The sequence below is a fragment of the Enterobacter sp. PTB genome (genome assembly GCF_051130085.1).
In the GTDB taxonomy this organism is placed as follows: domain Bacteria; phylum Pseudomonadota; class Gammaproteobacteria; order Enterobacterales; family Enterobacteriaceae; genus Enterobacter; species Enterobacter ludwigii.
Genome location: NZ_JBDKEE010000014.1, coordinates 1 through 24,887 on the forward strand (window position 1 = coordinate 1; position 24,887 = coordinate 24,887).

22 protein-coding genes are annotated in these 24,887 nt (G+C 55.2%); 14 read left to right on the plus strand and 8 right to left on the minus strand.

Features of this window, described 5'->3' with window-relative positions; genetic code table 11:
• The first annotated feature begins 259 nt into the window (after positions 1-259).
• Both mltA and tcdA read left to right on the plus strand, forming a co-directional pair.
• The gene (mltA, locus tag AAIR21_RS17055) at positions 260-1,357 is read left to right on the plus strand and encodes a murein transglycosylase A (RefSeq protein WP_025203349.1); all 1,098 of its coding nucleotides are present in this window, start codon (positions 260-262) and stop codon (positions 1,355-1,357) included.
• A 76-nt stretch (positions 1,358-1,433) separates the two neighbouring features.
• Positions 1,434-2,240 carry a tRNA cyclic N6-threonylcarbamoyladenosine(37) synthase TcdA gene (gene tcdA / locus AAIR21_RS17060; protein ID WP_138614564.1) on the plus strand — a complete coding sequence of 269 codons (807 nt, stop codon included), beginning with the start codon at positions 1,434-1,436 and terminating at the stop codon, positions 2,238-2,240.
• Here the strand turns inward: tcdA and csdE are convergent.
• Positions 2,231-2,677, minus strand: a complete 447-nt coding sequence (gene csdE, locus AAIR21_RS17065; protein WP_020883789.1) for a cysteine desulfurase sulfur acceptor subunit CsdE — start codon at positions 2,675-2,677, stop codon at positions 2,231-2,233. The two genes, tcdA and csdE, sit on opposite strands and share 10 nt — an antisense overlap.
• Positions 2,677-3,882, minus strand: a complete 1,206-nt coding sequence (csdA, locus tag AAIR21_RS17070; RefSeq protein ID WP_183516687.1) for a cysteine desulfurase CsdA — start codon at positions 3,880-3,882, stop codon at positions 2,677-2,679. Before csdA ends, csdE begins: the two co-directional genes overlap by 1 nt.
• A 202-nt stretch (positions 3,883-4,084) precedes the next feature.
• Between csdA and AAIR21_RS17075 the strand changes: the two genes are divergently transcribed.
• The 4 genes from AAIR21_RS17075 (at position 4,085) to rlmM (ending at position 7,107) form a co-directional block, all read left to right on the plus strand.
• The gene (locus AAIR21_RS17075) at positions 4,085-4,312 is read left to right on the plus strand and encodes a YgdI/YgdR family lipoprotein (protein WP_003862759.1); all 228 of its coding nucleotides are present in this window, start codon (positions 4,085-4,087) and stop codon (positions 4,310-4,312) included.
• A gap of 349 nt (positions 4,313-4,661) precedes the next feature.
• Positions 4,662-5,579, plus strand: a complete 918-nt coding sequence (gene gcvA, locus AAIR21_RS17080; protein ID WP_014171433.1) for a glycine cleavage system transcriptional regulator GcvA — start codon at positions 4,662-4,664, stop codon at positions 5,577-5,579.
• Between the two features lie 39 nt (positions 5,580-5,618).
• Entirely contained in the window at positions 5,619-6,014 is a 396-nt protein-coding gene (locus AAIR21_RS17085; protein WP_008499646.1) for a DUF423 domain-containing protein, read from the plus strand.
• Positions 6,007-7,107 (plus strand): 23S rRNA (cytidine(2498)-2'-O)-methyltransferase RlmM, encoded by a 1,101-nt coding sequence (gene rlmM / locus AAIR21_RS17090; protein WP_020883791.1) that lies wholly within the window; start codon positions 6,007-6,009, stop codon positions 7,105-7,107. The genes AAIR21_RS17085 and rlmM overlap by 8 nt, the downstream gene beginning before the upstream one ends.
• 57 nt (positions 7,108-7,164) lie before the next feature.
• Here the strand turns inward: rlmM and xni are convergent, their stop codons facing one another.
• From xni to queF, 5 genes are all read right to left on the minus strand, one after another.
• Positions 7,165-7,920, minus strand: coding sequence for a flap endonuclease Xni (gene xni, locus AAIR21_RS17095; RefSeq protein WP_020883792.1), 756 nt, complete (start codon positions 7,918-7,920; stop codon positions 7,165-7,167).
• 112 nt (positions 7,921-8,032) lie between these two features.
• Complete coding sequence (locus AAIR21_RS17100; RefSeq protein WP_020883793.1) at positions 8,033-9,400, minus strand: L-serine ammonia-lyase; 1,368 nt, start codon at positions 9,398-9,400, stop codon at positions 8,033-8,035.
• Between the two features lie 65 nt (positions 9,401-9,465).
• Positions 9,466-10,761, minus strand: a complete 1,296-nt coding sequence (locus AAIR21_RS17105) for an HAAAP family serine/threonine permease (protein WP_183516686.1) — start codon at positions 10,759-10,761, stop codon at positions 9,466-9,468.
• Positions 10,762-11,275: 514 nt separating this feature from the next.
• Positions 11,276-12,640: a nucleotide 5'-monophosphate nucleosidase PpnN gene (gene ppnN, locus AAIR21_RS17110; protein WP_014171428.1), complete on the minus strand. Its 1,365-nt coding sequence runs from the start codon at positions 12,638-12,640 to the stop codon at positions 11,276-11,278.
• A 116-nt stretch (positions 12,641-12,756) separates the two neighbouring features.
• On the minus strand, positions 12,757-13,599 hold the full coding sequence (gene queF, locus AAIR21_RS17115; RefSeq protein ID WP_032680380.1) for an NADPH-dependent 7-cyano-7-deazaguanine reductase QueF: 843 nt from the start codon (positions 13,597-13,599) through the stop codon (positions 12,757-12,759).
• Between the two features lie 69 nt (positions 13,600-13,668).
• On the opposite strand from queF, the gene syd reads away from it, so the two are divergent.
• From syd to AAIR21_RS17155, 8 genes are all read left to right on the plus strand, one after another.
• A complete protein-coding gene (gene syd / locus AAIR21_RS17120; protein ID WP_040018897.1) occupies positions 13,669-14,214 on the plus strand; it encodes a SecY-interacting protein in 546 nt (181 codons plus the stop codon).
• A 630-nt stretch (positions 14,215-14,844) separates the two neighbouring features.
• Positions 14,845-15,174 (plus strand): YqcC family protein, encoded by a 330-nt coding sequence (locus tag AAIR21_RS17125; RefSeq protein WP_020883797.1) that lies wholly within the window; start codon positions 14,845-14,847, stop codon positions 15,172-15,174.
• A complete protein-coding gene (gene truC, locus AAIR21_RS17130) occupies positions 15,171-15,956 on the plus strand; it encodes a tRNA pseudouridine(65) synthase TruC (protein ID WP_183516685.1) in 786 nt (261 codons plus the stop codon). Before AAIR21_RS17125 ends, truC begins: the two co-directional genes overlap by 4 nt.
• A 15-nt stretch (positions 15,957-15,971) precedes the next feature.
• Positions 15,972-16,421: a flavodoxin gene (locus AAIR21_RS17135; RefSeq protein ID WP_185791298.1), complete on the plus strand. Its 450-nt coding sequence runs from the start codon at positions 15,972-15,974 to the stop codon at positions 16,419-16,421.
• A gap of 372 nt (positions 16,422-16,793) precedes the next feature.
• Positions 16,794-18,149, plus strand: a complete 1,356-nt coding sequence (locus AAIR21_RS17140) for an MFS transporter (RefSeq protein ID WP_020883799.1) — start codon at positions 16,794-16,796, stop codon at positions 18,147-18,149.
• A complete protein-coding gene (locus AAIR21_RS17145) occupies positions 18,149-19,489 on the plus strand; it encodes an enolase C-terminal domain-like protein (RefSeq protein WP_183516683.1) in 1,341 nt (446 codons plus the stop codon). The genes AAIR21_RS17140 and AAIR21_RS17145 overlap by 1 nt, the downstream gene beginning before the upstream one ends.
• Positions 19,490-19,504: 15 nt before the next feature.
• A complete protein-coding gene (gene gudD / locus AAIR21_RS17150) occupies positions 19,505-20,842 on the plus strand; it encodes a glucarate dehydratase (RefSeq protein WP_150342940.1) in 1,338 nt (445 codons plus the stop codon).
• 77 nt (positions 20,843-20,919) lie between these two features.
• Entirely contained in the window at positions 20,920-22,065 is a 1,146-nt protein-coding gene (locus tag AAIR21_RS17155; protein WP_025203356.1) for a glycerate kinase, read from the plus strand.
• A gap of 46 nt (positions 22,066-22,111) precedes the next feature.
• Here AAIR21_RS17155 and barA read toward each other — a convergent pair whose 3' ends face one another.
• Complete coding sequence (barA, locus tag AAIR21_RS17160; RefSeq protein WP_032678874.1) at positions 22,112-24,871, minus strand: two-component sensor histidine kinase BarA; 2,760 nt, start codon at positions 24,869-24,871, stop codon at positions 22,112-22,114.
• Positions 24,872-24,887: the final 16 nt, after the last annotated feature.

Consider the following 24,887-nt stretch of genomic DNA (forward strand, 5'->3'; position numbering starts at 1 on the left):
CGACCTTCGGGTTATGAGCCCGACGAGCTACCAGGCTGCTCCACCCCGCGTCCGTGGAAGCGCACTATACTCGGTTAGGTTTGTGATGCAACCCCTTTTTCACATAAATCATTAACTTTGTATGTAAATTGAACGGCGTTGCGATATTTGGACTATTTTTTGCTCAGAATTTGCCGAAGGGCATGTGATTCCGTTTCTTTAGAACAGTGGGTTTGTTATCTTCATCACGCGGTAATGGGCAACTTTAAGACGAGATATAATGAAAGGACGTTGGGCGAAGTATCTAATGACAGGGGCAATGGTAGCCATTCTTGCGGCCTGCTCTTCTAAACCGACCGATCGCGGTCAACAGTATAAAGACGGGAAGCTATCCCAGCCTTTCTCTTTAGTTAATCAACCTGATGCCGTTGGCGCACCGATCAACGCCGGAGATTTTTCCGAGCAGGTTTACCAGATCCGCAACGCGTCGCCACGTCTGTATGGCTCACAGAGCAGCGTTTATAACGCGGTACAGGACTGGTTGCGCGCGGGTGGTGATACGCGCAATATGCGCCAGTTTGGTATCGACGCCTGGCAGATGGAAGGGGCGGATAACTATGGTAACGTCCAGTTTACCGGCTACTACACCCCGGTTATCCAGGCGCGACACACGCGTCAGGGCGAGTTCCAGTATCCCATTTACCGAATGCCGCCTAAACGCGGTCGTCTGCCGTCCCGCGCTGAGATCTACTCCGGTGCGCTGAGCGAAAACTACGTTCTGGCCTACAGCAACTCGCTGATGGACAACTTCATCATGGATGTTCAGGGCAGCGGCTATATCGACTTTGGCGATGGCTCCCCCCTGAACTTCTTTAGTTATTCCGGTAAAAACGGTCATGCCTATCGCAGCATTGGTAAAGTGCTGATCGACAGAGGCGAAGTGAAAAAAGAAGACATGTCGATGCAGGCGATCCGCGAGTGGGGTGAAAAACACAGCGAAGCCGAAGTGCGTGAGCTGCTGGAACAGAACCCGTCGTTTGTCTTCTTTAAACCGCAAAACTTTGCGCCAGTGAAAGGGGCGAGTGCCGTTCCACTGATTGGCCGCGCCTCGGTAGCTTCGGATCGTTCTATTATTCCTGCGGGCACCACGCTGCTGGCGGAAGTGCCTCTGCTGGATAACAACGGCAAATTTAACGGTCAGTACGAGCTACGTCTGATGGTCGCGCTGGATGTCGGCGGTGCGATTAAAGGTCAGCACTTCGATATTTATCAGGGCATTGGCCCGGATGCGGGGCACCGTGCAGGCTGGTATAACCACTATGGGCGCGTATGGGTGCTCAAGGCAGCCCCTGGCAGCGGTAACGTATTCAGCGGCTGATTGTGGTATTCTGAGTCGTACTGAATTAACAGAGAAGGGTGAGGAATAACCTCACCCTTTTGACATCTGAGGTTTTATGTCTGTAGTAATCAGCGATGCCTGGCGTCAGCGTTTTGGCGGCACGGCACGTCTATATGGTGAAAAAGCCCTGCAGCTGTTTGCGGATGCGCATGTCTGCGTCGTGGGGATTGGCGGTGTTGGCTCCTGGGCGGCGGAAGCGCTGGCGAGAACCGGCATTGGCGCGATCACGCTGATTGATATGGATGACGTTTGCGTCACCAACACCAACCGTCAAATCCATGCCCTGCGCGATAACGTCGGGCTGGCGAAATCTGAGGTGATGGCGGAGCGTATTCGCCTGATTAACCCGGAATGCCGCGTGACGGTGATCGATGACTTTGTGACGGCAGATAACGTCGCCGAATACATGAGTAAAGGCTACAGCTATGTCATCGACGCTATCGACAGCGTGCGTCCAAAAGCGGCGTTGATTGCCTACTGTCGGCGTTACAAGGTTCCTCTGGTTACCACCGGGGGGGCGGGCGGGCAAATCGATCCCACGCAGATTCAGGTGGTCGATTTGGCAAAGACGATTCAGGACCCGCTGGCGGCCAAGCTGCGCGAGCGCTTAAAAAGCGATTTTAACGTCGTGAAAAACAGCAAAGGCAAGCTGGGCGTTGACTGTGTCTTTTCGACTGAAGCCCTGGTCTACCCGCAGGCTGACGGTTCGGTGTGTGCGATGAAAAGCACGGCGGAAGGGCCAAAAAGGATGGATTGCGCCTCAGGCTTTGGCGCGGCCACCATGGTGACCGCCTCTTTCGGCTTTGTAGCCGTCTCTCACGCCCTGAAGAAAATGATGGCGAAGGCGGAACGTCAGGCCTGAGCCTGACGCGCGGCATCCTGTACCGCCTCACTGAGTGCGACCAGGCCCTGACCGCGCGAGGCGCTGAGCTGCGCCCGTAGCCCCAGTTCATCGAACAATGCCAGCGGCGAGTGCGTCAGCAGCTCCGCCGCGCTCTTCCCTTCCACAGTGGTTAACAGTACCGCCAGCAGCCCGCGAACGATACGTCCTTCGCTGTCGCCAAAGAAATGCAGTTTTTCACCGGATACCGTGCATCCCAGCCAGACGCGGTTCTCGCAGCCGGAAATCTCTTTCGCCTGCGCTTTGCGTTCGTCTGACAGCGCCGGCAACTGCTTGCCGAGCAGGATCAGCTGGCGATATTTGTCTTCCCATTGCAATAGCGGGGCGAAAGTCTGTTTTAAGGTCTCTTCTGTGATAACCGTGCCAAACGGATGTTCGGCTAACGCTGAACTCGTCATTAATCCACCAGTATTTCAAGGGCGCGGTCAACGGCATCAACCAGCGCATCCACATCGCTTTGCGTATTATACGGCGCAAACGACGCACGCAGTGTACCGCTAACACCCAGCGCGGCCAGTAATGGTTGCGCGCAGTGCTGGCCGGCACGCAGGGCAATGCCATACCCGGCAAGCAGCGTAACCATATCGCTATGATGAACGCCGGCAAAATCAAAGGCCAGCAGGCTTGAGTCCTGCACGCGGAACGATCGAAAACCCGGACGTTTCTGCAGCGCTTCTTCTGCAAGCGTCGCCAGACCCCGGCTCCAGCGTTCTGCCTGAGCGATATCCGTTTCAGCCAGCCATTCAAGCGCGGCACTCAGGCCGATGACGCCTGCGACGTTCGGCGTTCCGGCTTCCAGACGGTAAGGGACATCCTGAGTTTTAAAGCCCTCAAAGGTCACCTCGGTGATCATTTTGCCTCCCCCAAGCCACGGCGTCATTTGCGCCAGCAGGGCCGGTTTTCCGTACAGCACCCCGATCCCGGTTGGGCCGTACAGCTTATGTCCTGAGAAGGCATAAAAATCAATATCCAGCTTTTGTACATCAGCGGGGAAATGCACCACGCCCTGGGCACCGTCGACCATCACCACCATGTCGTTAGCGTGGGCCACGTCAATGGCCAGAGCCAGATCCGGGCAACCCCCTGTGACGTTCGACATTTGTCCGAGTGCCAGAATGCGGCTGCGGGGGGTAATGAACTCAGATAAGCGCGTTACGTCTGGCAGAAGATCTGCACCCAGCGGCAGTTTCACAATGCGCGCGCCCGTTTGCTCAGCCACCATCAGCCACGGAACCAGGTTGGCGTGGTGTTCTGCCTCGCTGACAATAATTTCATCGCCGGGCTTTAGCCGCGGGCGCGCATAGCACTGGGCCACCATGTTAATGGCTTCAGTTGTGCCTCGCGTCCAGACGATGTTTTTCCCGCTTTCGGCGTTGATCAGGCGTGCGACCTGATCGCGCGCGGCTTCATAGCGCGCGGTTAATCGCTGTGCTTCGGCAAACTGGCTACGGTGCACGTTCCCGGCGCTCAGGCTGTAGAACTGCTGCGTCGCCTCAATGACTGCCTGAGGCTTAAGGGCGGTGGCAGCGCTATCAAGGTAAATACCGGCATCGGCCAGCGCCGGGAACTGTGCGCGAAACTGCGCGGGACTGAAAGCGTTCATGGAATTCCTCATCTCAATAGTGAGATCGTCGCGCAATTTCATCGGCAGGGCAAGGAGGTTGATATCTATCAGATTTGTCTGCTAATCCTTACTTATCCTGGCGACTCTGAAAAAGCAGGTTATGCTAAATAAGGTTAGGTGAATGTTTAAGCCTGTTATAAATCGATGTTTGAATAGCATTAATTGCTAAAGGAGAATAAGCATGAAAAAGACAGCCGCCATTATCTCTGCCTGTGCGTTGACCTTTGCCCTGAGCGCCTGTTCCGGTAACAACTACGTAATGCATACTAACGATGGCCGTTCTATCGTCTCTGAAGGGAAACCGACAACCGATAACGACACCGGTATGATTTCGTATAAAGATGCGAACGGGAACAAGCAGCAGATTAATCGCACTGACGTGAAGGAAATGAAAGAAATCGAGCATTAATCGATCGCAGGCGAAAAAAAAGCACCGCAAATTGGCGGTGCTACATTAATCACTATGGACAGACAGGGTAAATGTACAGGAAGTGAAAAATTGGTAGCGTTGCTACCGTGGTCTGAATCGCAGACCAATTGCAAACACAACAACACAACATCACAACCGTAAGCCAAAAGCCCTTCAGAACACGCATTCCGAAAAAAGCTCTTCGTTCCGGCTCAGGAAGTGCCGCCACTATAGGTATTTGCTGGTAGTTCCTCAACGGACAAATTATAATGGCTCAGATAAAAAAAACTAATAGGTTAAACATTGTTTCCTGTTTGTTAAATCTTGTTAACATCTAAGCCAGATAACCATGTCGAAGCGATTGCCACCCCTAAATGCATTACGTGTTTTTGATGCAGCAGCACGTCACCTGAGTTTCACGCGCGCAGCCGATGAGCTTTTTGTGACACAGGCCGCAGTAAGTCACCAAATCAAGTCTCTGGAGGATTTCCTGGGCCTTAAGCTGTTCCGTCGGCGCAACCGTTCATTACTGTTGACCGAAGAGGGGCAGAGCTATTTTCAGGATATTAAAGAGATTTTTTCCCAGCTCACGGAAGCCACGCGCAAGCTGCAGGCCCGCAGTGCAAAAGGCGCGCTGACGGTAAGTTTATTACCCAGTTTTGCCATTCAGTGGCTGGTGCCAAGACTCACAAGCTTTAACTCAGCTTATCCGGGAATCGACGTTCGAATCCAGGCGGTGGACCGTCAGGAAGACAAGCTGGCCGATGATGTGGACGTCGCCATTTTCTATGGCCGCGGTAACTGGCCAGGCTTGCGTGTCGAAAAATTATACGCAGAATATCTGCTGCCGGTCTGTTCACCGCTGCTCTTAACGGGCGAAAAGGCGCTGAAGACCCCCGCTGACCTGGCGCGACATACGCTTTTACATGATGCTTCTCGCCGTGACTGGCAAACTTATACCCGTCAATTAGGTCTTAATCATATAAACGTGCAGCAGGGCCCCATTTTTAGCCACAGCGCAATGGTGTTACAGGCTGCCATTCACGGGCAAGGCGTGGCGTTGGCAAATAACGTCATGGCGCAGTCCGAAATTGAGGCAGGCCGTCTGGTTTGTCCATTTAATGATGTGCTGGTCAGCAAGAACGCGTTTTATCTGGTTTGTCATGACAGTCAGGCAGAACTGGGTAAAATAGCCGCTTTCCGACAGTGGATTCTGGCGAAAGCGGCGAGTGAGCAAGAAAAATTCCGCTTCAGGTATGAACAGTAACTTTTGTGTGCCGGGCACGCATCACTTTAGGATTTAAACATGACCAGCCGATTCATGCTGATTTTTGCCGCGGTGAGTGGCTTTATTTTTGTTGCACTGGGCGCCTTTGGCGCACATGTATTAAGCAAGTCGTTGGGGGCGGTAGAAATGGGCTGGATCCAGACCGGCCTTGAATACCAGGCATTCCACACGCTGGCGATTTTTGGCCTGGCGGTGGCAATGCAGCGCCGCATCAGCATCTGGTTTTACTGGAGCAGCGTATTCCTGGCGTTAGGCACCGTGTTGTTCAGCGGTAGTCTGTACTGCCTGGCGCTTTCACATTTACGCCTGTGGGCGTTTGTTACACCTGTCGGCGGCGTCAGCTTCCTGGCAGGTTGGGTATTAATGTTTATCGGAGCCATCCGTCTGAAACGCAAGGGCGTTGTTCATGAATAAGGTTGTTTTATATTGTCGCCCGGGGTTTGAGAAAGAGTGCGCCGCGGAAATTACTGATAAAGCGGCGAAGCGCGAAGTCTTTGGCTTTGCACGCGTTAAAGAAAATGCCGGCTACGTCGTATTCGAGTGCTATCAGCCTGAGGATGCGGATAAACTCGCGCGTGAGTTGCCGTTCAGCTCACTGATCTTCGCTCGCCAGATGTTTGTTGCCGGTGAACTGCTAAAAGATCTTCCGCCGGAAGACCGCATCACGCCGGTTGTGGGTATGCTGCAGGGCGTCGTGGAAAAGGGTGGCGAGCTGCGTGTTGAAGTCGCGGATACCAACGAAAGCAAAGAGCTGATGAAGTTCTGCCGTAAGTTCACCGTACCGCTGCGCGCTGCACTGCGTGACGCAGGCGTGCTGACAAACTACGAAACGCCAAAACGTCCGGTGGTGCATATATTCTTTATCGCCCCCGGCTGCTGCTATACGGGTTACTCCTACACCAATAACAACTCTCCCTTCTTCATGGGCATTCCGCGGCTGAAATTCCCTTCAGATGCGCCAAGCCGTTCGACCCTGAAGCTGGAAGAGGCGTTCCACGTGTTTATCCCGGCGGATGAGTGGGATGAGCGTCTGGCGAACGGCATGTACGCGGTCGATCTCGGCGCGTGTCCGGGCGGCTGGACCTATCAACTGGTGAAACGCAACATGTGGGTCTCTTCGGTTGATAACGGCCCGATGGCCCAAAGCCTGATGGATACCGGACAGGTCACCTGGCTGCGTGAAGATGGTTTCCGCTATCGTCCCACCCGCAACAACATCTCCTGGATGGTATGCGATATGGTTGAGAAGCCGGCAAAAGTGGCCGCGCTGATGGCCTCCTGGCTGGTGAACGGCTGGTGCCGTGAGACTATCTTTAACCTCAAGCTACCGATGAAAAAGCGCTATGAGGAAGTCTCGCAAAACCTGGCCTATATCCAGGCGCAAATGGATGAGCACGGCATTAACGTGGAGATTCAGGCGCGCCAGCTGTATCACGACCGCGAAGAAGTGACGGTGCACATTCGTCGCTGGTGGGCTGCTGTCGGCGGACGTCGCGACGAGCGATAATACGCGTTACATTGCCCGGTGGCGTTTTGCTTGCCGGGCGATTCATCTGAAAACGATTTAACGTTCTAAGCGCAACTGCTGCAAGTTCCCGTCCAGCTGCAAATCCGTCTGTAACGTCGCCACATCCCGGCAGATAAAGGCCATCTCTTTATGCGCCTCCAGCTTCTTGCGCCATTTTTCCGGGACCTCGTCCAGCCTGGCGTAAATCCCTTCCAGACTCTGAAAATCCGTCAGCAGTTGGGCGGCACTCTTCGGCCCGATGCCTGCCACTCCCGGAACCTTCGAGCTGCTTATTCCGGCCAGCCCCCAGTAGTCAGGAAGTTGTTCCGGCGAGACGCCAAACTCACTGGCGATAAAGGGGGCATCAAGCCAGCGCTTCTGGAAGTAATCGCGGATGCGGACGGTGGGCGAAAGCAGCTGGCAGTAGCCTTTATCGGTTGAGACGATGGTGGCCTGATGCCCGGCGTTCGCGACCTTGACGGCTAACGTGGCGGCCAGATCATCGGCTTCATTGCCATGGGCTCCCCAGCAGGGAACGCCGCGCTGTTCAAAGGCGGCGCGAATGGCCGGCATTTCGGCATGCAAATCGTCAGGCATCGGTGCGCGCCCGGCCTTGTAGTCGGGAAGGCGCTGGTGTCGCCAGCCGCTGTTACGCGCTTCGTCATCAAAAACGGCAACCACATGGGTCGGTTCGCTATGGCGGATAAGTTGCTCCAGCGCGTGCAGACACGTGTCCTTACAGGGTGTACCTTGCACCGCATGGATCCGGCGAATGAGGTTGAGCGCATCGACGATAAGCAAATGAACAGCCACAGATAATCTCCCTTCTGTTTAATGGGGGAAGGGTAACATTGTCAGCGGTGGGAAACTATGTGCGGTGGGGAAAACAGGAAGAAGCCTCGCAAAACGAGGCTTCCTGAAAGGCTCAATCGCAGGTCACAATCTTCATCGCCAGACCGCCGCGAGATGTTTCGCGGTATTTGGCGTTCATATCTTTACCTGTTTCGTACATGGTTTCGATAACTTTATCGAGGCAAACGCGCGGTTCACTGGTACGACGCAGCGCCATACGTGCGGCGTTGACCGCCTTCACGGAGGCGATGGCGTTACGCTCGATGCAAGGCACCTGTACCTGTCCGGCAACCGGGTCGCAGGTCAAGCCCAGGTTATGTTCCATGCCGATTTCAGCCGCAATACAGACCTGTGTCGGGCTTGCGCCCAGCAGTTCTGCCAGACCCGCCGCAGCCATGGAGCAGGCGACGCCAACTTCACCCTGACAGCCTACTTCTGCACCGGAAATGGAGGCGTTCATCTTGTACAGTGAACCAATCGCACTGGCGACCAGCAGGTAGCGTGCCAGCGAGTTGGCGTTCACTTCGCGGATAAACTTGTCGTAGTACGCCAGTACCGCCGGAACGATACCGCAGGCGCCGTTAGTCGGTGCTGTCACCACGCGGCCACCCGCAGCGTTCTCTTCGTTTACCGCCAGCGCGAACATATTGATCCAGTCAACGACCGCCATAGGGTCCGTGGTCGTTTTGTCGGTGCTCACGAGCATCCGACGCAGCGCTGCCGCACGGCGTGGTACGCGAAGCTTACCGGGCAGAACGCCTTCGGTAGTGATCCCGCGTTCGATACCGCCGCGCATGACTTCCCAGACGCTGGTGAAGTGCTGCTCCAGTTCCGCTTTGCTGTGCAGGGCCAGCTCGTTTTTCATCATCAGGCCGGAAAGGGAGAGCCCCGTTTCCTGGCAGTGACGCTGAAGATCTGCCGCGGTTTTGTACGGATAAGGCACGTCAACGGAAGATGTGCTGGTTTCACCAAAGTGGTCTTCGTCGACGATAAACCCGCCGCCGATAGAGTAGTAAGTCTGGCTGTATACCGCTTTGTCGCCTGCCAGTGCGGTAATACGCATTCCGTTTTCGTGCAGTGACAGGTTGTCTGCATGGAAATTCATGCAATGATCAACCGGGAATTCCACTTCATGTTCGCCATTTGCCAGCAGCAGGCGACCGTGGGTATTGACGTCCTGGATGAAACCAGGGATCGCATCAATATCAACGGTATCCGGCAGGTTTCCTGCCAGGCCCATGATAATGGCGATATCGGTATGGTGGCCCTTACCTGTCAGGGAGAGAGAGCCGTACACATCGACAACCACGCGGGTTACGTCGTGCAAAATGCCGCGCGCAATCAAGTCATCCGTGAACTGCTTACCGGCTTTCATTGGTCCGACGGTGTGAGAGCTGGAAGGACCAATACCGATTTTGAAAATATCGAATACGCTAATCATGATGCGTCCATTGCTTTCAGTCAGAGGGGGAGGAGTGCGCCGTCCTGAGACGGCGCGGGTGATAATCAGAACATGGTGTACAGGGAGTAGAAGATTGCGGAGATAGCGATAAGCCCCATGATAACCACGAAGATATTGCTAATCTGACCGCTGTACTTGCGCATGGCAGGTACTTTCTGAATCGCGTACATCGGCATCAGGAACAGAATCATCGCGATAACCGGGCCGCCCAGGGTTTCAATCATGCCCAGGATGCTTGGGTTCAGCGTGGCAACTGCCCAGGTGGTGACCAGCATGAACAGCGCGGTCATCTTGTTCAGTTTGTTGACTTCAATGCTCTTGCCTTTACCGCGCAGAGATTTAATCACCATACCGTTGAAGCCTTCACGTGCGCCCAGGTAGTGGCCGAGGAAGGATTTGGTAATGGCGATGATCGCGATGATAGGTGCCATCCACGCGATGACCGGTGCGTTAAAGTGGTTCGCCAGGTAAGACAGAATGGTGATGTTCTGCTCTTTCGCTGCCGCCAGATCCGCCGGGGAGAGGCTCAGTACACAGCTGAAGACGAAGAACATAACGGTCAGCACCATCATGATGTGTGCACGCGCCAGGATGCTGGAGCACTTCTTCTCTGCACCGTCGCCGTACTCTTCACGCTTCGCCACTGCGAAGGAGGAGATGATCGGTGAGTGGTTAAAGGAGAATACCATCACCGGGATCGCCAGCCACAGGGTCATCAGCAGGCCGTTACCGGTCGCAGATGCGCTGCTCAGGGAGAGCGTTTCCAGCGCGGCACCGTGCCACTGTGGAATCAGATACAGCGCCAGTACCATCAGTGCAGCCACAAACGGGAACACCAGGATGCTCATCGCTTTCACGATCATCTGCTCACCGAAACGGACAATGGTCATCATGCCCACAATCAGGATCAGAGACAGAATGGCACGCGGTGGTGGCGTCATGTGCAGCTGGTGCAGCATGAAGCTTTCAACGGTGTTAGTGATTGCAACGCTGTAAACCAGCAAAATAGGGTAAATCGCGAAGAAGTAGAGCAGGGTAATCAGTTTACCTGCGCCCACGCCGAAATGTTCTTCAACGACTTCAGTAATGTCTTCGCCAGGATTTTTACCGGACAGCACGAAGCGGGTCAGGCCGCGGTGCGCAAAGTAGGTCATCGGGAAGGCAATGATAGCCATGATGATCAGCGGAATCAGACCGCCGACGCCTGCGTTAATAGGAAGGAACAATACACCAGCGCCGATAGCTGTGCCGTAAAGGCCAAGCATCCACATGGTATCTGATTTGCGCCAACCACTTCGGGATTCAATCGAAGCAATGGTGCTGGTTTGAGTGGTTTCCATCTGTATCTCCTGGAGGAAGCAAATTGTCAGGTTTGTAGTCAAATCCGATGAAAAAGTGCCTGACGGTAATATGAAATTCGTTCAGTGACGGTTTTTTAATAATTTTCGCCCGTAACTATTGGCGGGCGGAAAGATACATTCTCGTTATGAATCTATCAGTGATCCCGATCCCAATTGCAATAATCCACTTTTGATGTGGGCATCTTTAGACCATTTATCTATTAAAAAAACATCGAATAGGATTTACGGGCGCGAAGGCTACCATCAACAACATGTGAGCTAAAAGAGCACCCGCGAAGATAGGTGTCTTACGCTGTAAAGAAATGGGTTTTTAGGATTTTCTGGCAGGTAATTTAGTTTAAGGCTGATAATTTACGGTTGTAAAAACGAGGTAATCGTTTGCGTGGTGTCAGAGTTTGTAAAAGGTATAAGCAATATCTATGAGTTGTTTCGGTAATAAAAAAGCCGGGCCCCACAGCATCGTGGCCCGGCTTTTATCAGGAGAGTGAAAATGTTACGTGCAGATTTCGTAGCAAGGAATGTACGCTGACCCGGGTAGCTTCATGCGGTGCTGGGCAACAAAGCCCTGCAGCATGTCATCCATGCGGCGCATCATTTCGCGATCGCCATGGATCTTATACGGACCATACTTCTCGATAGCACGGATACCCATCTCTTTCACGTTACCCGCCACGATGCCGGAGAAGGCGCGTCGCAGGTCGGCAGCCAGGACTTCTACCGGCTGGTCCGGGTACAGTTTCAGGTTGGCCATGTTTTCGTGCGAGGGTTCGAACGGGATCTGCAGGTCCGGCGCGATGCGGATTGACCAGTTAAAGCTGTAGGCATCTCCGGTGTCGCGACGGTTCTCTTTAACCAGCGGCATCGCTTTTTTCATCTGACGCGCCACTTCTGCCGCATCGTCAATGATGATGCGATAGTGACGACGCGCGGTTTCCCCCAGCGTATGCACGATAAACTCGTCCAGTACGCGGAAGTAGTCAGCGCTCTCTTTCGGCCCGGTCAGGATCAACGGCAGAACCTGATCTTTGTTAGCCGGGTTCATCAGAATACCCAGCAGGTAGAGCAGCTCTTCTGCGGTTCCCACGCCGCCCGGGAAGATGATTATCCCGTGGGCGATACGGACAAACGCCTCAAGGCGTTTCTCGATATCCGGCATAATAATCAGTTCGTTAACCAGCGGGTTAGGTGGCTCAGCGGCGATGATCGACGGCTCGGTCATGCCGATAAAGCGCCCTTCTTTGTAACGCTGCTGAGCGTGTCCCACTGCCGCGCCTTTCATCGGCGCTTCCATCGCCCCGGGACCACAGCCGGTACAGATATTCAGCTCACGCAGGCCGAGCTGGTTTCCTACCCGACGGGCATAGAGATATTCGGTTTCGTTAATCGAGTGACCACCCCAGCAGACGACCATATTAGGGGCTTCGCCCACGTGCAGGGCGCGGGCGTTACGTAAAATGGAGAACACCAGATTGGTGATATGTACCGAGCTTTCCAGGTCGAGATGCTGGAAGCGGCCTGCGTTGTGGATCTGCCCGTTAACAAACAGGATGTCACGCAGCACGGCAAACAGGTTGGCCTGAAGGGAGCGAATGATGCGCCCGTCCACAAAGGCCTCTTCCGGCGGGTTGATCACTTCAAGTTTCACGCCACGCTCGCGGCGCAGCACGTTGATATCAAAGCTTTCGAAGCGGGACAGCAGCTCTTTACTGTTGTCGGTCAGGCTTCCGGAGTTCAGTACGGCAAGTGAACAGTTACGAAACAATTGATAAAGATCGCTGCTGGCCGTGCGTTTAAGCATGTCCACTTCCAGCTGCGACAACATATCCATTGAGCCAAGAGGGCTAATATGTGTAATCAAGTGAGCTCCTTACGGGACGATTATCGTCTTTCCCTGTTGATTACAATAGCCCTGGCTTACGACGTTTCACAACCTAAAGCGCGGAATAGACCGCGCATATTGCGAAAATATTTAGGTTACTGGCGTACAAGACGGCCGGTGGCAGGCACAAAGTCCGTGTTGGTGCGCCATGGATTGATATCCAGACCACCACGGCGGGTGTAGCGCGCATAAACGCTTAACGTTTCGGGATGACAGAAACGCTGAATATCATTAAAGATGCGCTCCACGCACTGCTCGTGGAATTCGTTGTGATGGCGGAACGACACCAGGTAGCGCAGCAGTTTTTCCCGGTCAATCTTCGGACCGCGATACTGGATCTGCACGGAGCCCCAGTCCGGCTGATGGGTGATCAGGCAGTTGGATTTCAGTAAATGACTTACCAGCGTCTCTTCAACGATCTTTCCGCTCGCCGCATTTTCGAGGTAATCGGTACTGAATTCGTAATTATCCACTGCGATATCCTGATCGTCGATGCAGGTGCCGTTGAAGTGAGCAACAGGCTGCCCTTCCAGCTCATTGAGACGATAGAGTGACACGCTCACCTTGCCCTGTGCGCAGGCGCTTAAATCCCGCTCCAGGGTATGCTGAACCTCTTCCTGACTGTCGAATTTGGTCTGGTTAAAGCTGTTGAGATAGAGCTTAAAGCTTTTGGATTCCACCAGATTCTGGCTGGCATAATCCAGTTCAACATGGCCCACAGCAACCTGCGGCAGACCGCGGGCGTTGAGCCAGGAGAGCTCGTACAGCGTCCAGATATCACCGCCAACAAACGGCAGCGCGTCAGCGCGCAGGCCCAGAGGATCGCGATTCAGACTGCGCGGTACGCCCTGCAGCAGGCTTGCATCGTAGGTGTCGCGGTAATCGGTCGATTTACCCAGCGTTAAGCCCGTTAACGCCTGATGATTTTCGTAAGACATGTTTCATAGCCACTTTACAGGTACACTTATGGGCTGAGTTTATCCTGTCTTACAAGAAGAGAGAAATCGGTGGACATCGAAACTGCAAATGCCCTCACTGCCTTCACGACCCGCTATTGCGATGCATGGCATGAAACGCACGGCACTTGGCCGCAAAGCACTGACTTATATGGTGTACCTTCGCCGTGTATTATCTCTTCTCCGGATGATTACGTTATCTGGCAACCGCAATCCCCGACGGGTGAGCAAAATGTAAATGCGGTTGAACGGGCAATGGACATTGTGGTACAACCAGCGGTTCACGCGTTTTATACCACGCAATTTGCAGGGGATATGCCTGCGCGATTTGCTGATATCACGCTGACGCTGTTGCAGACCTGGAGTGAAGACGATCTGCAGCGTGTTCAGGAAAACCTGATTGGTCATCTGGTCACGCAAAAACGCCTTAAGCTTTCTCCGACGCTCTTTATTGCCACGCTGGACAGTGAACTGGACGTTATCTCAGTCTGCAACCTGTCTGGTGAAGTGGTTAAAGAGACCATCGGTACCCGCAATCGCGAGACTCTCGCCCCCTCACTTGCGGAATTCCTCACCCGACTTGAGCCACTTCTGTAATCCACGATGCCATCGCGCGTGTGAGAGATCTCTTACAGAGTTGTGAGAGATCGCTGGATCATTCAGTATTGCCTTATTTAATTAAGATTAACATTACTCTATTTTTCAATACGTTAATGAGATATCGCCGCGTCCAGGGGGGCACGGGACGGCTTACAGCGCTGCCAGCATGGGTTGTAAGACGAAGCAGAATAGCGGATTCTAGTTGTGTCGACAGGACGCCGACACGAGAAACGAACATCAGGATGATGGCGTTTCTCACCAGGAACACGTCAGGATGACGCTGCAGGAAGGCTTCAGGATGAAGCAAAAGGATCGCGCAGGATGCGTAAGGGACACCTCCAGGAAGGGAGAATGAGAGCCGGTCAGGATGGTCGGTGGGTCAGGATGGCCAGGACGTTTCAGGATGAAACAAACACATCAGGACGATGTGAGCAGGATGCATAAGGTGAAGGATGACCAGACCTTCGGGCTTCAGGAAAAGTTGTCACGGATGAGCAGGGAGCACGAATTGTAGCTGGATTGCTGCGGAACGAACCGGGAGCACTGTTTTTACAGTGCTCCCTTTTTTTATTTCTGTATCCTGCAATGCTATGCTGCGCGCCGTTCACTTTTTCAGTTGAGGTTACTATGACGCAACACGATAGCGTTCGTGCCCGGTTGCACGCCATCGAGGCATTATTGCGCCAACATCAGCTGTGGCAGGAGACCGCGCCGCAGCCAGAAGCCTTCGCAAGCACTCAGCCGTTCTGTCTGGATACGCTGGCACCGTTCGAATGGCTCCAGTGGGTATTAATTCCACGCATGCACGCGCTGCTCGACGGCGGCCACCCGCTGCCGCAGGCGTTCGCTGTTGCGCCTTATTATGAAATGGCGCTGGACGCGACCCACCCTGCGCGCGATGTCATGCTGATTGAGCTGGAAAAGCTGGATGCTGTGTTTGTCGGTGAAGATGCATGACGCTTGAGATCCTCTATCAGGATGAGTGGCTGGTCGCGGTAAACAAACCGTCTGGCTGGCTGGTGCACCGAAGCTGGCTGGACCGCGATGAAAAAGTGGTGGTGATGCAAACCGTGCGCGACCAGATTGGTCAGTACGTCTTTACGGCTCATCGTCTCGACAGGCCAACCTCCGGTGTGTTGCTGATGGGGCTTTCCAGCGAAGCGGGCCGCCTGCTGTCGCAGCAGTTTGAACAGCACCAGATCCAGAAACGCTACCACGCGATCGTTCGTGGCTGGCTGACGGAGAGCGCCACGCTCGATTATCCGCTGGTGGAAGAGCTGGACAAGATTGCCGATAAATTTGCCCGCGATGACAAAGGCCCGCAGCCTGCCGTGACGGATTACCGCGGCATGGCGACCACGGAAATGCCGGTGGCAACCAGCAAGTTTCCAACCACCCGCTACAGTCTGGTTGAGCTGTTGCCCAAAACCGGGCGCAAACACCAGCTCCGCCGTCACCTGAAACATCTGCGTCATCCGATTATCGGTGACAGCAAGCACGGCGATTTGCGCCAGAACCGCAGTGCTGCCGAACATTTTGGCTGCGACCGCCTGATGCTACATGCCAGTGAACTGAGCCTGACGCACCCGTTTACCGGCGAACCGCTGACTCTCCATGCGGGGCTGGACAACGTCTGGATGCAGGCGCTGTCACAGTTTGGCTGGCTGGGGCAACTCCCCGAAAATGAAAGGGTTGAGTTTGTATCGGGCAACGTCCAGGATGAACAGCACGCGCAATAATCAAGGAAATACATCATGGCTGAAGTGGGCATTTTTGTCGGCACAATGTACGGCAACTCGCTGCTGGTAGCAGAAGAGGCTGAGGCGATACTCGCAGGTCAGGGCCATAAAGCCACGGTCTATGAAGACCCGGAACTGGCAGACTGGGAAAAGTACAAAGATAAATACATTCTGGTGGTTACCTCCACTACCGGGCAGGGCGATCTGCCGGACAGCATCGTGCCGCTTTTCCAGGCAATCAAGGATCAGCTTGGCTATCAGCCGGATGTTCACTACGGCATCATTGCTCTGGGCGACAGTTCTTACGCCAATTTCTGCGGCGGTGGTAAGCTGTTCGATGCGCTTTTGCAGGAACAGAGCGCGCAACGCGTCGGTGAGATGCTGCTGATTGATGCCGGTGAACACCCTGAGCCAGAGAGTGAATCGAACCCGTGGGTTGAACACTGGGCAACGCTGCTTAAATAACCCTCTGGCCGGGCAGCCCTTCGCATACCCGGGCCCCCGCGCCCACGTGGCGCGAGCGCAAACACAAAACGGTAACGTCGGTTACCGTTTTGCTTTTCTCCCGCCTTCCGGCGAATTCCGTGAACTACCTTCCACTGCTTTGGGCTTATGCCCCAAACAACTTCTTATTGACCCCTCAATGTTGTGTTCATGCACGGTGAGGGACAGAGGCACTTCTCCCTATACTTTTCCGGTCAGTCATCAAAAAGGCAGTGCGCACTATAAAACGGCATCAAGCCGTACCAAAACTGCCAAATACTAACCCTCATTCTGGTTACCCTACCGGTGCTGTACAGAATGAACTGGCGAGAGCCTGGATTCAGGAGTGCAACAATGAGTACATTAAGCCACGCGGCGAGCAGCGCTGAGAAGCGCACAAATGCGCGCTACTGGATAGTGGTGATGCTGTTTATCGTCACATCCTTTAACTATGGTGACCGTGCCACGCTGTCGATTGCCGGTTCTGAAATGGCAAAAGACATCGGTCTTGATCCGGTTGGCATGGGCTACGTTTTCTCCGCATTTTCATGGGCCTACGTTATCGGCCAAATTCCTGGCGGCTGGCTGCTTGATCGTTTTGGCTCCAAACGCGTCTATTTCTGGTCCATCTTCATCTGGTCGGCATTTACCCTGTTGCAGGGCTTCGTCGATGTGTTCAACGGATTTGGCATCATCGTTGCGCTCTTCACCCTGCGCTTCCTGGTGGGCTTAGCCGAAGCACCTTCCTTCCCCGGTAACAGCCGTATTGTGGCGGCGTGGTTCCCGGCGCAGGAGAGGGGAACGGCGGTAGCAATTTTTAACTCTGCGCAATACTTTGCGACGGTGATCTTTGCACCCATTATGGGCTGGCTGACGCATGAAGTGGGCTGGTCACATGTCTTCTTCTTTATGGGTGGGCTTGGGATCATCATTAGCTTCGTCTGGCTGAAAGTGATCCACGAACCGAACCAGCATCCCGGCGTGAATAAAAAAGAGCTGGAGTACATTGCTGAAGGCGGGGCGCTGATCAACATGGATCAGAAATCGGCAAAAGCAAAAGTACCGTTCAGCCAGAAATGGGCGCAGATCAAACAGCTCGTCGGCTCGCGCATGATGATCGGCATCTATCTGGGCCAGTATTGCATTAACGCCTTAACCTACTTCTTCATCACCTGGTTCCCGGTTTACCTGGTGCAGGCGCGCGGGATGTCGATCCTGAAAGCGGGCTTTGTGGCGTCAGTCCCGGCTATCTGCGGTTTTGTAGGGGGTGTGCTGGGGGGCGTGATTTCCGACTGGCTGATGCGCCGTACAGGCTCTTTGAATATCGCGCGTAAAACGCCGATTGTGCTCGGCATGCTGCTCTCCATGACCATGGTGTTCTGTAACTATGTCAGCGCTGAGTGGATGATTATTGGCTTTATGGCGATGGCCTTCTTCGGTAAAGGGATCGGTGCCCTCGGCTGGGCGGTCATGGCGGATACCGCACCGAAAGAGATCAGCGGCCTGAGCGGTGGACTGTTCAACATGTTTGGCAACATCTCCGGGATTGTGACCCCCATTGCCATCGGCTACATCGTGGGAACCACCGGCTCCTTCAACGGCGCGCTGATTTACGTTGGCGTACACGCGCTGGTGGCGGTCCTGAGCTACCTGGTTCTGGTGGGTGATATCAAGCGCGTGGAACTTAAACCTGTAGTGGAGCGCGGCTGATGACGACTCAATCAAGCCCGGTGATTACCGACATGAAGGTCATACCGGTGGCCGGACAGGACAGTATGCTGCTCAACATCGGTGGCGCACATAACGCCTGGTTTACCCGTAATATCGTGGTGCTGACGGACTCCGCGGGCCACACCGGCGTTGGGGAAGCGCCGGGTGGCGAGGTTATCCACCAGACGCTGGTAGACGCCATTCCGCTGGTCGTCGGGAAAGAGGTAGCTCGCCTCAATAACGTGGTGCAGCGGGTGCACAAGGGCAATCAGTCGGCAGACTTTGACACGTTCGGCAAAGGCGCCTGGACGTTCGAACTGCGCGTCAACGCTGTCGCCGCGCTGGAGGCTGCGCTGCTTGATTTACTGGGTAAGGCGCTGAAGGTTCCGGTCTGCGAACTGCTGGGGCCAGGAAAACAGCGCGACGCGGTGACGGTGCTCGGTTATCTGTTTTATGTTGGCGATCGCAACAAAACCGACCTGCCTTATCTGGCGCATTCCCCTGGCGACCACGAGTGGTATCACCTGCGTCACCAGGAGGCACTTTCCGGTGAGGCGGTGGTTCGGCTGGCGGAAGCCGCGCAGGATCGCTACGGATTTAAAGATTTCAAGCTGAAAGGCGGCGTATTGCCCGGCGAGCAGGAGATTGAAACTGCCCGCGCGCTCAAAAAACGCTTCCCGGATGCGCGCATCACGGTGGATCCGAACGGTGCATGGCTGCTGGATGAGGCCATTGCCTTATGCAAAGGGCTGGACGACGTGTTGACCTACGCGGAGGACCCGTGCGGGGCCGAGCAGGGCTTCTCCGGTCGTGAAGTGATGGCGGAATTCCGGCGTGCCACCGGTCTACCGGTGGCCACTAATATGATCGCCACCAACTGGCGTGAAATGGGCCACGCGGTGATGCTGAACGCGGTCGATATTCCGCTGGCGGACCCGCATTTCTGGACACTCTCAGGTGCCGTTCGCGTCGCACAGCTCTGCGACGACTGGGGACTGACCTGGGGTTGTCACTCCAACAACCATTTCGACATTTCGCTGGCGATGTTTACGCACGTTGGCGCGGCGGCTCCGGGCAACCCGACCGCCATTGATACCCACTGGATTTGGCAGGAGGGAGAAGCCCGCCTGACGAAAGAACCGCTGGTAATCAAAAATGGCAAGATTGCCGTACCAGATGCACCGGGGCTGGGCGTTGAGCTTGACTGGGATCAGGTTCATCACGCGCATGAGGCGTATAAAAAACTGCCAGGCGGCGCGCGTAACGACGCGGGGCCGATGCAGTACCTGAACCCCGGCTGGACATTTGATCGTAAGCGCCCTGTTTTTGGACGTCACTGATAAAAGGATTGAACGATGAGTACTTTTACTACCCCTGTAGTCACTTCCATGCAGATCATTCCGGTCGCCGGCCATGACAGCATGTTGATGAACCTGAGCGGAGCGCATGCGCCGTTTTTCACCCGCAATATTGTCATTATCAACGATAACTCCGGGCATACCGGCGTCGGTGAAATCCCCGGTGGTGAGAAGATCCGCAAAACGCTGGAAGAGGCCGCTCCGCTGGTGGTGGGAAAAACGCTGGGCGAATATAAAAATATCCTCAATACCGTGCGAAGCACCTTCGCTGACCGTGATGCCGGCGGTCGTGGTCTGCAAACCTTCGACCTGCGAACCACCATTCACGTGGTCACCGGTATCGAAGCCGCGATGCTGGATCTGCTGGGCCAACACCTGGGCGTTAACGTTGCGTCGCTGCTGGGCGAAGGCCAGCAGCGCAGTGAAGTGGAAATGCTGGGCTATCTGTTCTTCGTTGGTGACCGTACGCTGACGCCGCTGCCGTACCAGAACCAGGCGGATGAACAATGTGACTGGTACCGACTCCGCCACGAAGAAGCGATGACCCCGGATGCGGTGGTGCGCCTGGCGGAAGCCGCGTACGAAAAATATGGCTTTAACGATTTCAAACTGAAGGGCGGCGTGCTTGCGGGTGAACAGGAGGCGGAAGCCATTACCGCACTGGCAAAACGTTTCCCGCAGGCGCGCGTCACGCTCGACCCGAACGGTGCCTGGTCTCTGGATGAAGCTATCCGCATTGGTAAACAACTGAAAGGCGTGCTGGCGTACGCGGAAGATCCGTGCGGGGCTGAGCAGGGCTTCTCGGGCCGTGAAGTGATGGCGGAATTCCGTCGTGCCACCGGTTTACCCACTGCGACCAATATGATTGCCACCGACTGGCGTCAGATGGGGCACACCCTGTCGTTACAGTCTGTCGATATTCCGCTGGCAGACCCCCACTTCTGGACGATGCAGGGGTCGGTGCGTGTGGCACAGATGTGTCATGAATTTGGCCTGACCTGGGGCTCGCACTCCAATAACCACTTTGATGTCTCGCTGGCAATGTTCACCCACGTGGCCGCTGCTGCACCGGGCACGATCACCGCTATCGATACCCACTGGATCTGGCAGGAAGGAAATCAGCGACTGACCAGAGAGCCGTTTGAGATCAAAGGAGGCATGGTGCAGGTGCCAACCACGCCGGGTCTGGGCATTGAGCTGGATATGGATCAGGTGATGAAAGCCCACGAGCTGTATCAAAAACATGGTCTGGGGGCACGCGACGATGCGATGGCCATGCAATATTTGATACCTGACTGGAAATTCGACAATAAACGCCCGTGCATGGTACGATAAACGCATTGGGACCGCTCCCATGGGCGGTCGTTTACGTGGTGTATGCTTAACGTAATGACTATGCGTAAGGATGGCTTATGAAGATTGTTATCGCACCGGATTCGTATAAGGAAAGCCTGAGTGCCCTTGAGGTAGCCACCGCGATTGAGCAGGGTTTTCGCGAGATTTTCCCCGCGGCTGACTTTGTGAAATTGCCGGTCGCCGATGGTGGAGAAGGTACCGTAGAAGCTATGGTGGCGGCGACGCAGGGGCGCATTGTCCATGCCTCTGTCTCAGGCCCGCTGGGTGAGCCTGTGGACGGGTTCTATGGCATCTCCGGTGACGAACAGAGCGCGTTTATTGAAATGGCGGCGGCAAGCGGTCTGGAGCTGGTCGCGCCTTCGCAACGCAATCCCCTTCTTACCACCTCCTGGGGGACCGGCGAGCTTATCCGGCACGCGCTGGATGCGGGCGTTAAGCATATTATTATTGGCATTGGCGGCAGTGCCACCAATGACGGTGGTGCCGGCATGGTGCAGGCGCTGGGGGTAAAGCTGCTGGATACCAACGAGCAGCCCCTTGGACAGGGGGGCGGCGAGCTGGCAAAACTGGCCCGTATCGACCTGAGCGGGCTGGATAACCGTCTGGCGGAGTGCCGGATTGAAGTCGCCTGTGACGTCACTAATCCGCTCACCGGCGACGAAGGGGCATCCGCGGTCTTTGGCCCGCAAAAAGGCGCCACGCCGGAGATGATTGTGACCCTGGATAACGCCCTGGCGCATTACGCGCAGGTCATTGCCCGGGATCTGGATATCGACGTCATCAACCTTGCCGGCGGCGGTGCGGCGGGTGGGATGGGGGCGGCACTCTACGCTTTCTGCGGTGCGCAGCTTCGTCAGGGGATTGAGATTGTCACCGATGCGCTGCATCTGGCAGAGCAGGTGGCTAACGCCGATCTGGTGATTACGGGAGAAGGGCGCATTGACAGCCAGACGATCCACGGCAAAGTGCCGGTGGGCGTCGCGAAGGTGGCTAAACGCTTTAATAAACCGGTCATCGGTATTGCGGGTAGCCTGACGGCGGATGTCGGGGTGGTACATAATCACGGCATCGACGCGGTATTCAGCGTGATTTATACCATCTGTTCGCTGGAGGACGCGCTGGAAAATGCCAGCGACAATGTGCGGATGGCCGCACGCAATATCGCTGCAGTGCTGAAAGTGGGGCAGGCGTTCAGGCTCTGAACGGCGGGCAATCCTGTTTGCCCTCTCCCGGCGGGAGAGGGCAACGCTAGTTACCTAACACCTTCATGGCTTCCCGCGTCACATTATCCATCTCGTCCAGCAGCTCCAGAAATTCCGGTTCAAGATCTGTTTCCGGCGTGCCCGCGCGAAGCTGTTGCTCCAGCAGCTGGCAGAGATTCTTCAGCCGCGGCACACCGCTGTAGCCGCAGCTACCGTGCAGCTTATGAATGGCTTCCAGCAGATCTTCCGGGTTTTCACCCACCAGCTGCTCTTCGACCTTATTACGAATTTCCGGCAGAAACGCGACCAGCATTTGCAGCATATCGCGGGCCAAATCAGGCTTACCCGCCGCCTGGCGCAGCGCAAGCTGCCAGTCAAAGGTGGCGTTTTGATTGACGCTGATTTCCACCGGTTCGGACGATACCGTGTACGTTCCGCCGATATGCCCCGGCTTATAGCGTAACAGCAGGCTGTGCAGCTTCTCTTCGTCGATAGGTTTGGCCAGATAATCATTCATTCCGGCGCTCAGCAGCTTCTCTTTCTGACCGGCCATCGCGTGGGCGGTGACCGCAATCACCGGCGTTTGCTGCTGATGCGGGAGCTGACGGATCAGCTCGCAGGCACGAATGCCATCCATGCCGGGCATTTGAATATCCATCAGAATTAAATCGAACTGCATCTGTTTCGCATGCTCAACCGCCTGCGCACCGCTGGTACACAGCTCTACGTGCTGAACCTGATCTTCAAGCAACACGCCAATCAGCTTCAGGTTGGCCGGATTATCATCCACCGCCATTACGCTCATCGGCAATTTTTGTTCATCGTCAATCAGCGGCAGGGCGTGCTGGCTCAGACGACAGTATTCCGTCAGTGCTGGCAGCAGGCGGGTCGCGGTAAGTGGCTTAAGCAGGCAGGCGGCGGCCCCGTCATTTTTTAACTCTTCTGCATTGATCTGGGCATGACACGGCAGGGCCAGCAGCAGGTAGTCGGTCATCGATGCGGCTTTCGCCAGCCGTTCCTGTTGCATGGTGAGCTCGCCGGTAAAGGTGACCGGGACCCCCAACAGCAGGATGTCGTAATGCTCCACGGCAAGCGCTGAGAAGGTAGGGCTGTAGATCACCTCCAGCGGCGTGGTGCTTAAGATATCAAGCGTACACTGCGCCGCTGCGGCGTTCGGCTCAACGTAGGCAAGGCGCATTCCTTTCAGGCAATTGGTTACCGGACCGTCGGTCAGCACGTTCGGGTTAAGGTCCAGATTGATATGGAACCAGAACGTGGAGCCCCGGTTTGGCTGGCTGTGGAAAGAGATATCTCCCCCCATCTCCTTAACCAGTTTCTGTGTGATAACCAGCCCCAGCCCCGTGCCGCCATGACGTCTGGAAATGCTTGCATCGGCCTGACGAAACGCCTGGAACAGACGGGACTGATCCCGCTCCGGAATACCGATGCCGGTATCGCGGATCTGAACTTCAATCTGAACCTTGTTATTACTGATGGAGCGCTTTTCCACCAGAATATCAATGTTGCCGCTTTCGGTGAATTTGATGGCGTTACCGACAAGGTTTGTAATCACCTGCTGCAGGCGCAGCGGGTCGCCAATGACGTTGTCCGGCACGTCATTTTTAATGTTGAGCGTCAGCTCCAGGCCTTTATCGTGCGACGAGTGTGCGAGCAGCGTCACCACTTCATCGAGCGTGCTGCGCAGCGGGAACGGGATGCTCTCCAGGATCAGCTTGCCGGCTTCCAGCTTGGAGAAGTCCAGCACGTCGTTGATGATCGCCAGCAGGTTGTTGGCCGAGCGCTCAATGGTGTGCAGATGATCGCGCTGGGTTGGGTTCAGCTCGCTTTTTAGCGTCAGACGGGTAAAGCCAATCACGCCATTGAGCGGCGTACGCAGCTCGTGGGACATATTCGCGAGGAACTCGGATTTGATACGTGCGGCTTCCTGCGCGCGTTTTTTCGCCAGATCCAGCTCAACGTTCTGAATCTCCATCTGCTCCAGGGTTTCGCGCAGGTCAGAGGTCGCCTGGTCGACATTGTGCTGCATCTCTTCGTGATACGCTGCCAGCGACATCGCCATCGAGTTAATGCCGTTTTTGAGCATATCGAGCTCGCCCAGCATAAACCCTTCCACCCGGCTGTCGAGCTGGCCCCGGCGAATGCGGTCGACGGTGTTAACCATGTTGCGAATGGGCCCCGTCACGTCACGCATCAGGCGCCAGCCGAAGATAAGTGCAATCCCGATACAGAACAGCATCATAACGCCGGAGATGAAAATTTCTTTGTACTGCTGCAGACGCACCGACTTGAGATCCAGCTCCAGCGCCACATATCCGAGCATATTGTCGCTGGATTTGGCGTCAGACTGGGCGGATTCATCGGGTGAATAGCTTTCCGAAATAATCGGGGTGCGCAGGATCATGATATCGCCGCGTCGCAGCACGGTGAGGTGGCGCGGGAAGGGCGTACCGTCAGGAATTTTCAGGGCCGCTGGATCCAGATGAAAATTCGAGGTGACAAAGAGGCGGTTATGCTCGTCGTAAACGGAGATGGCACGCACGATATCCGAATGACGGCGGTGCAGCACGCTGATTAACTGACCTATCGATTCGCGGTTTTGCAGGTTCATCCCATACTCACTGGAGACGGCCAGCGGTTCGATAATGCTGGCACCGGCATCTTCCAGTTGCCGCTGCAAATCGTTATAGCGGTGCACCACAAAAAAGATACTCAGCAGCAAACCGATGAGAACGGTGGGGGCGAGGATCAAAATCATCATGCGCGCGCGCAGGCTGTAGTTGGTCATGGCGTTCCGTTATGGG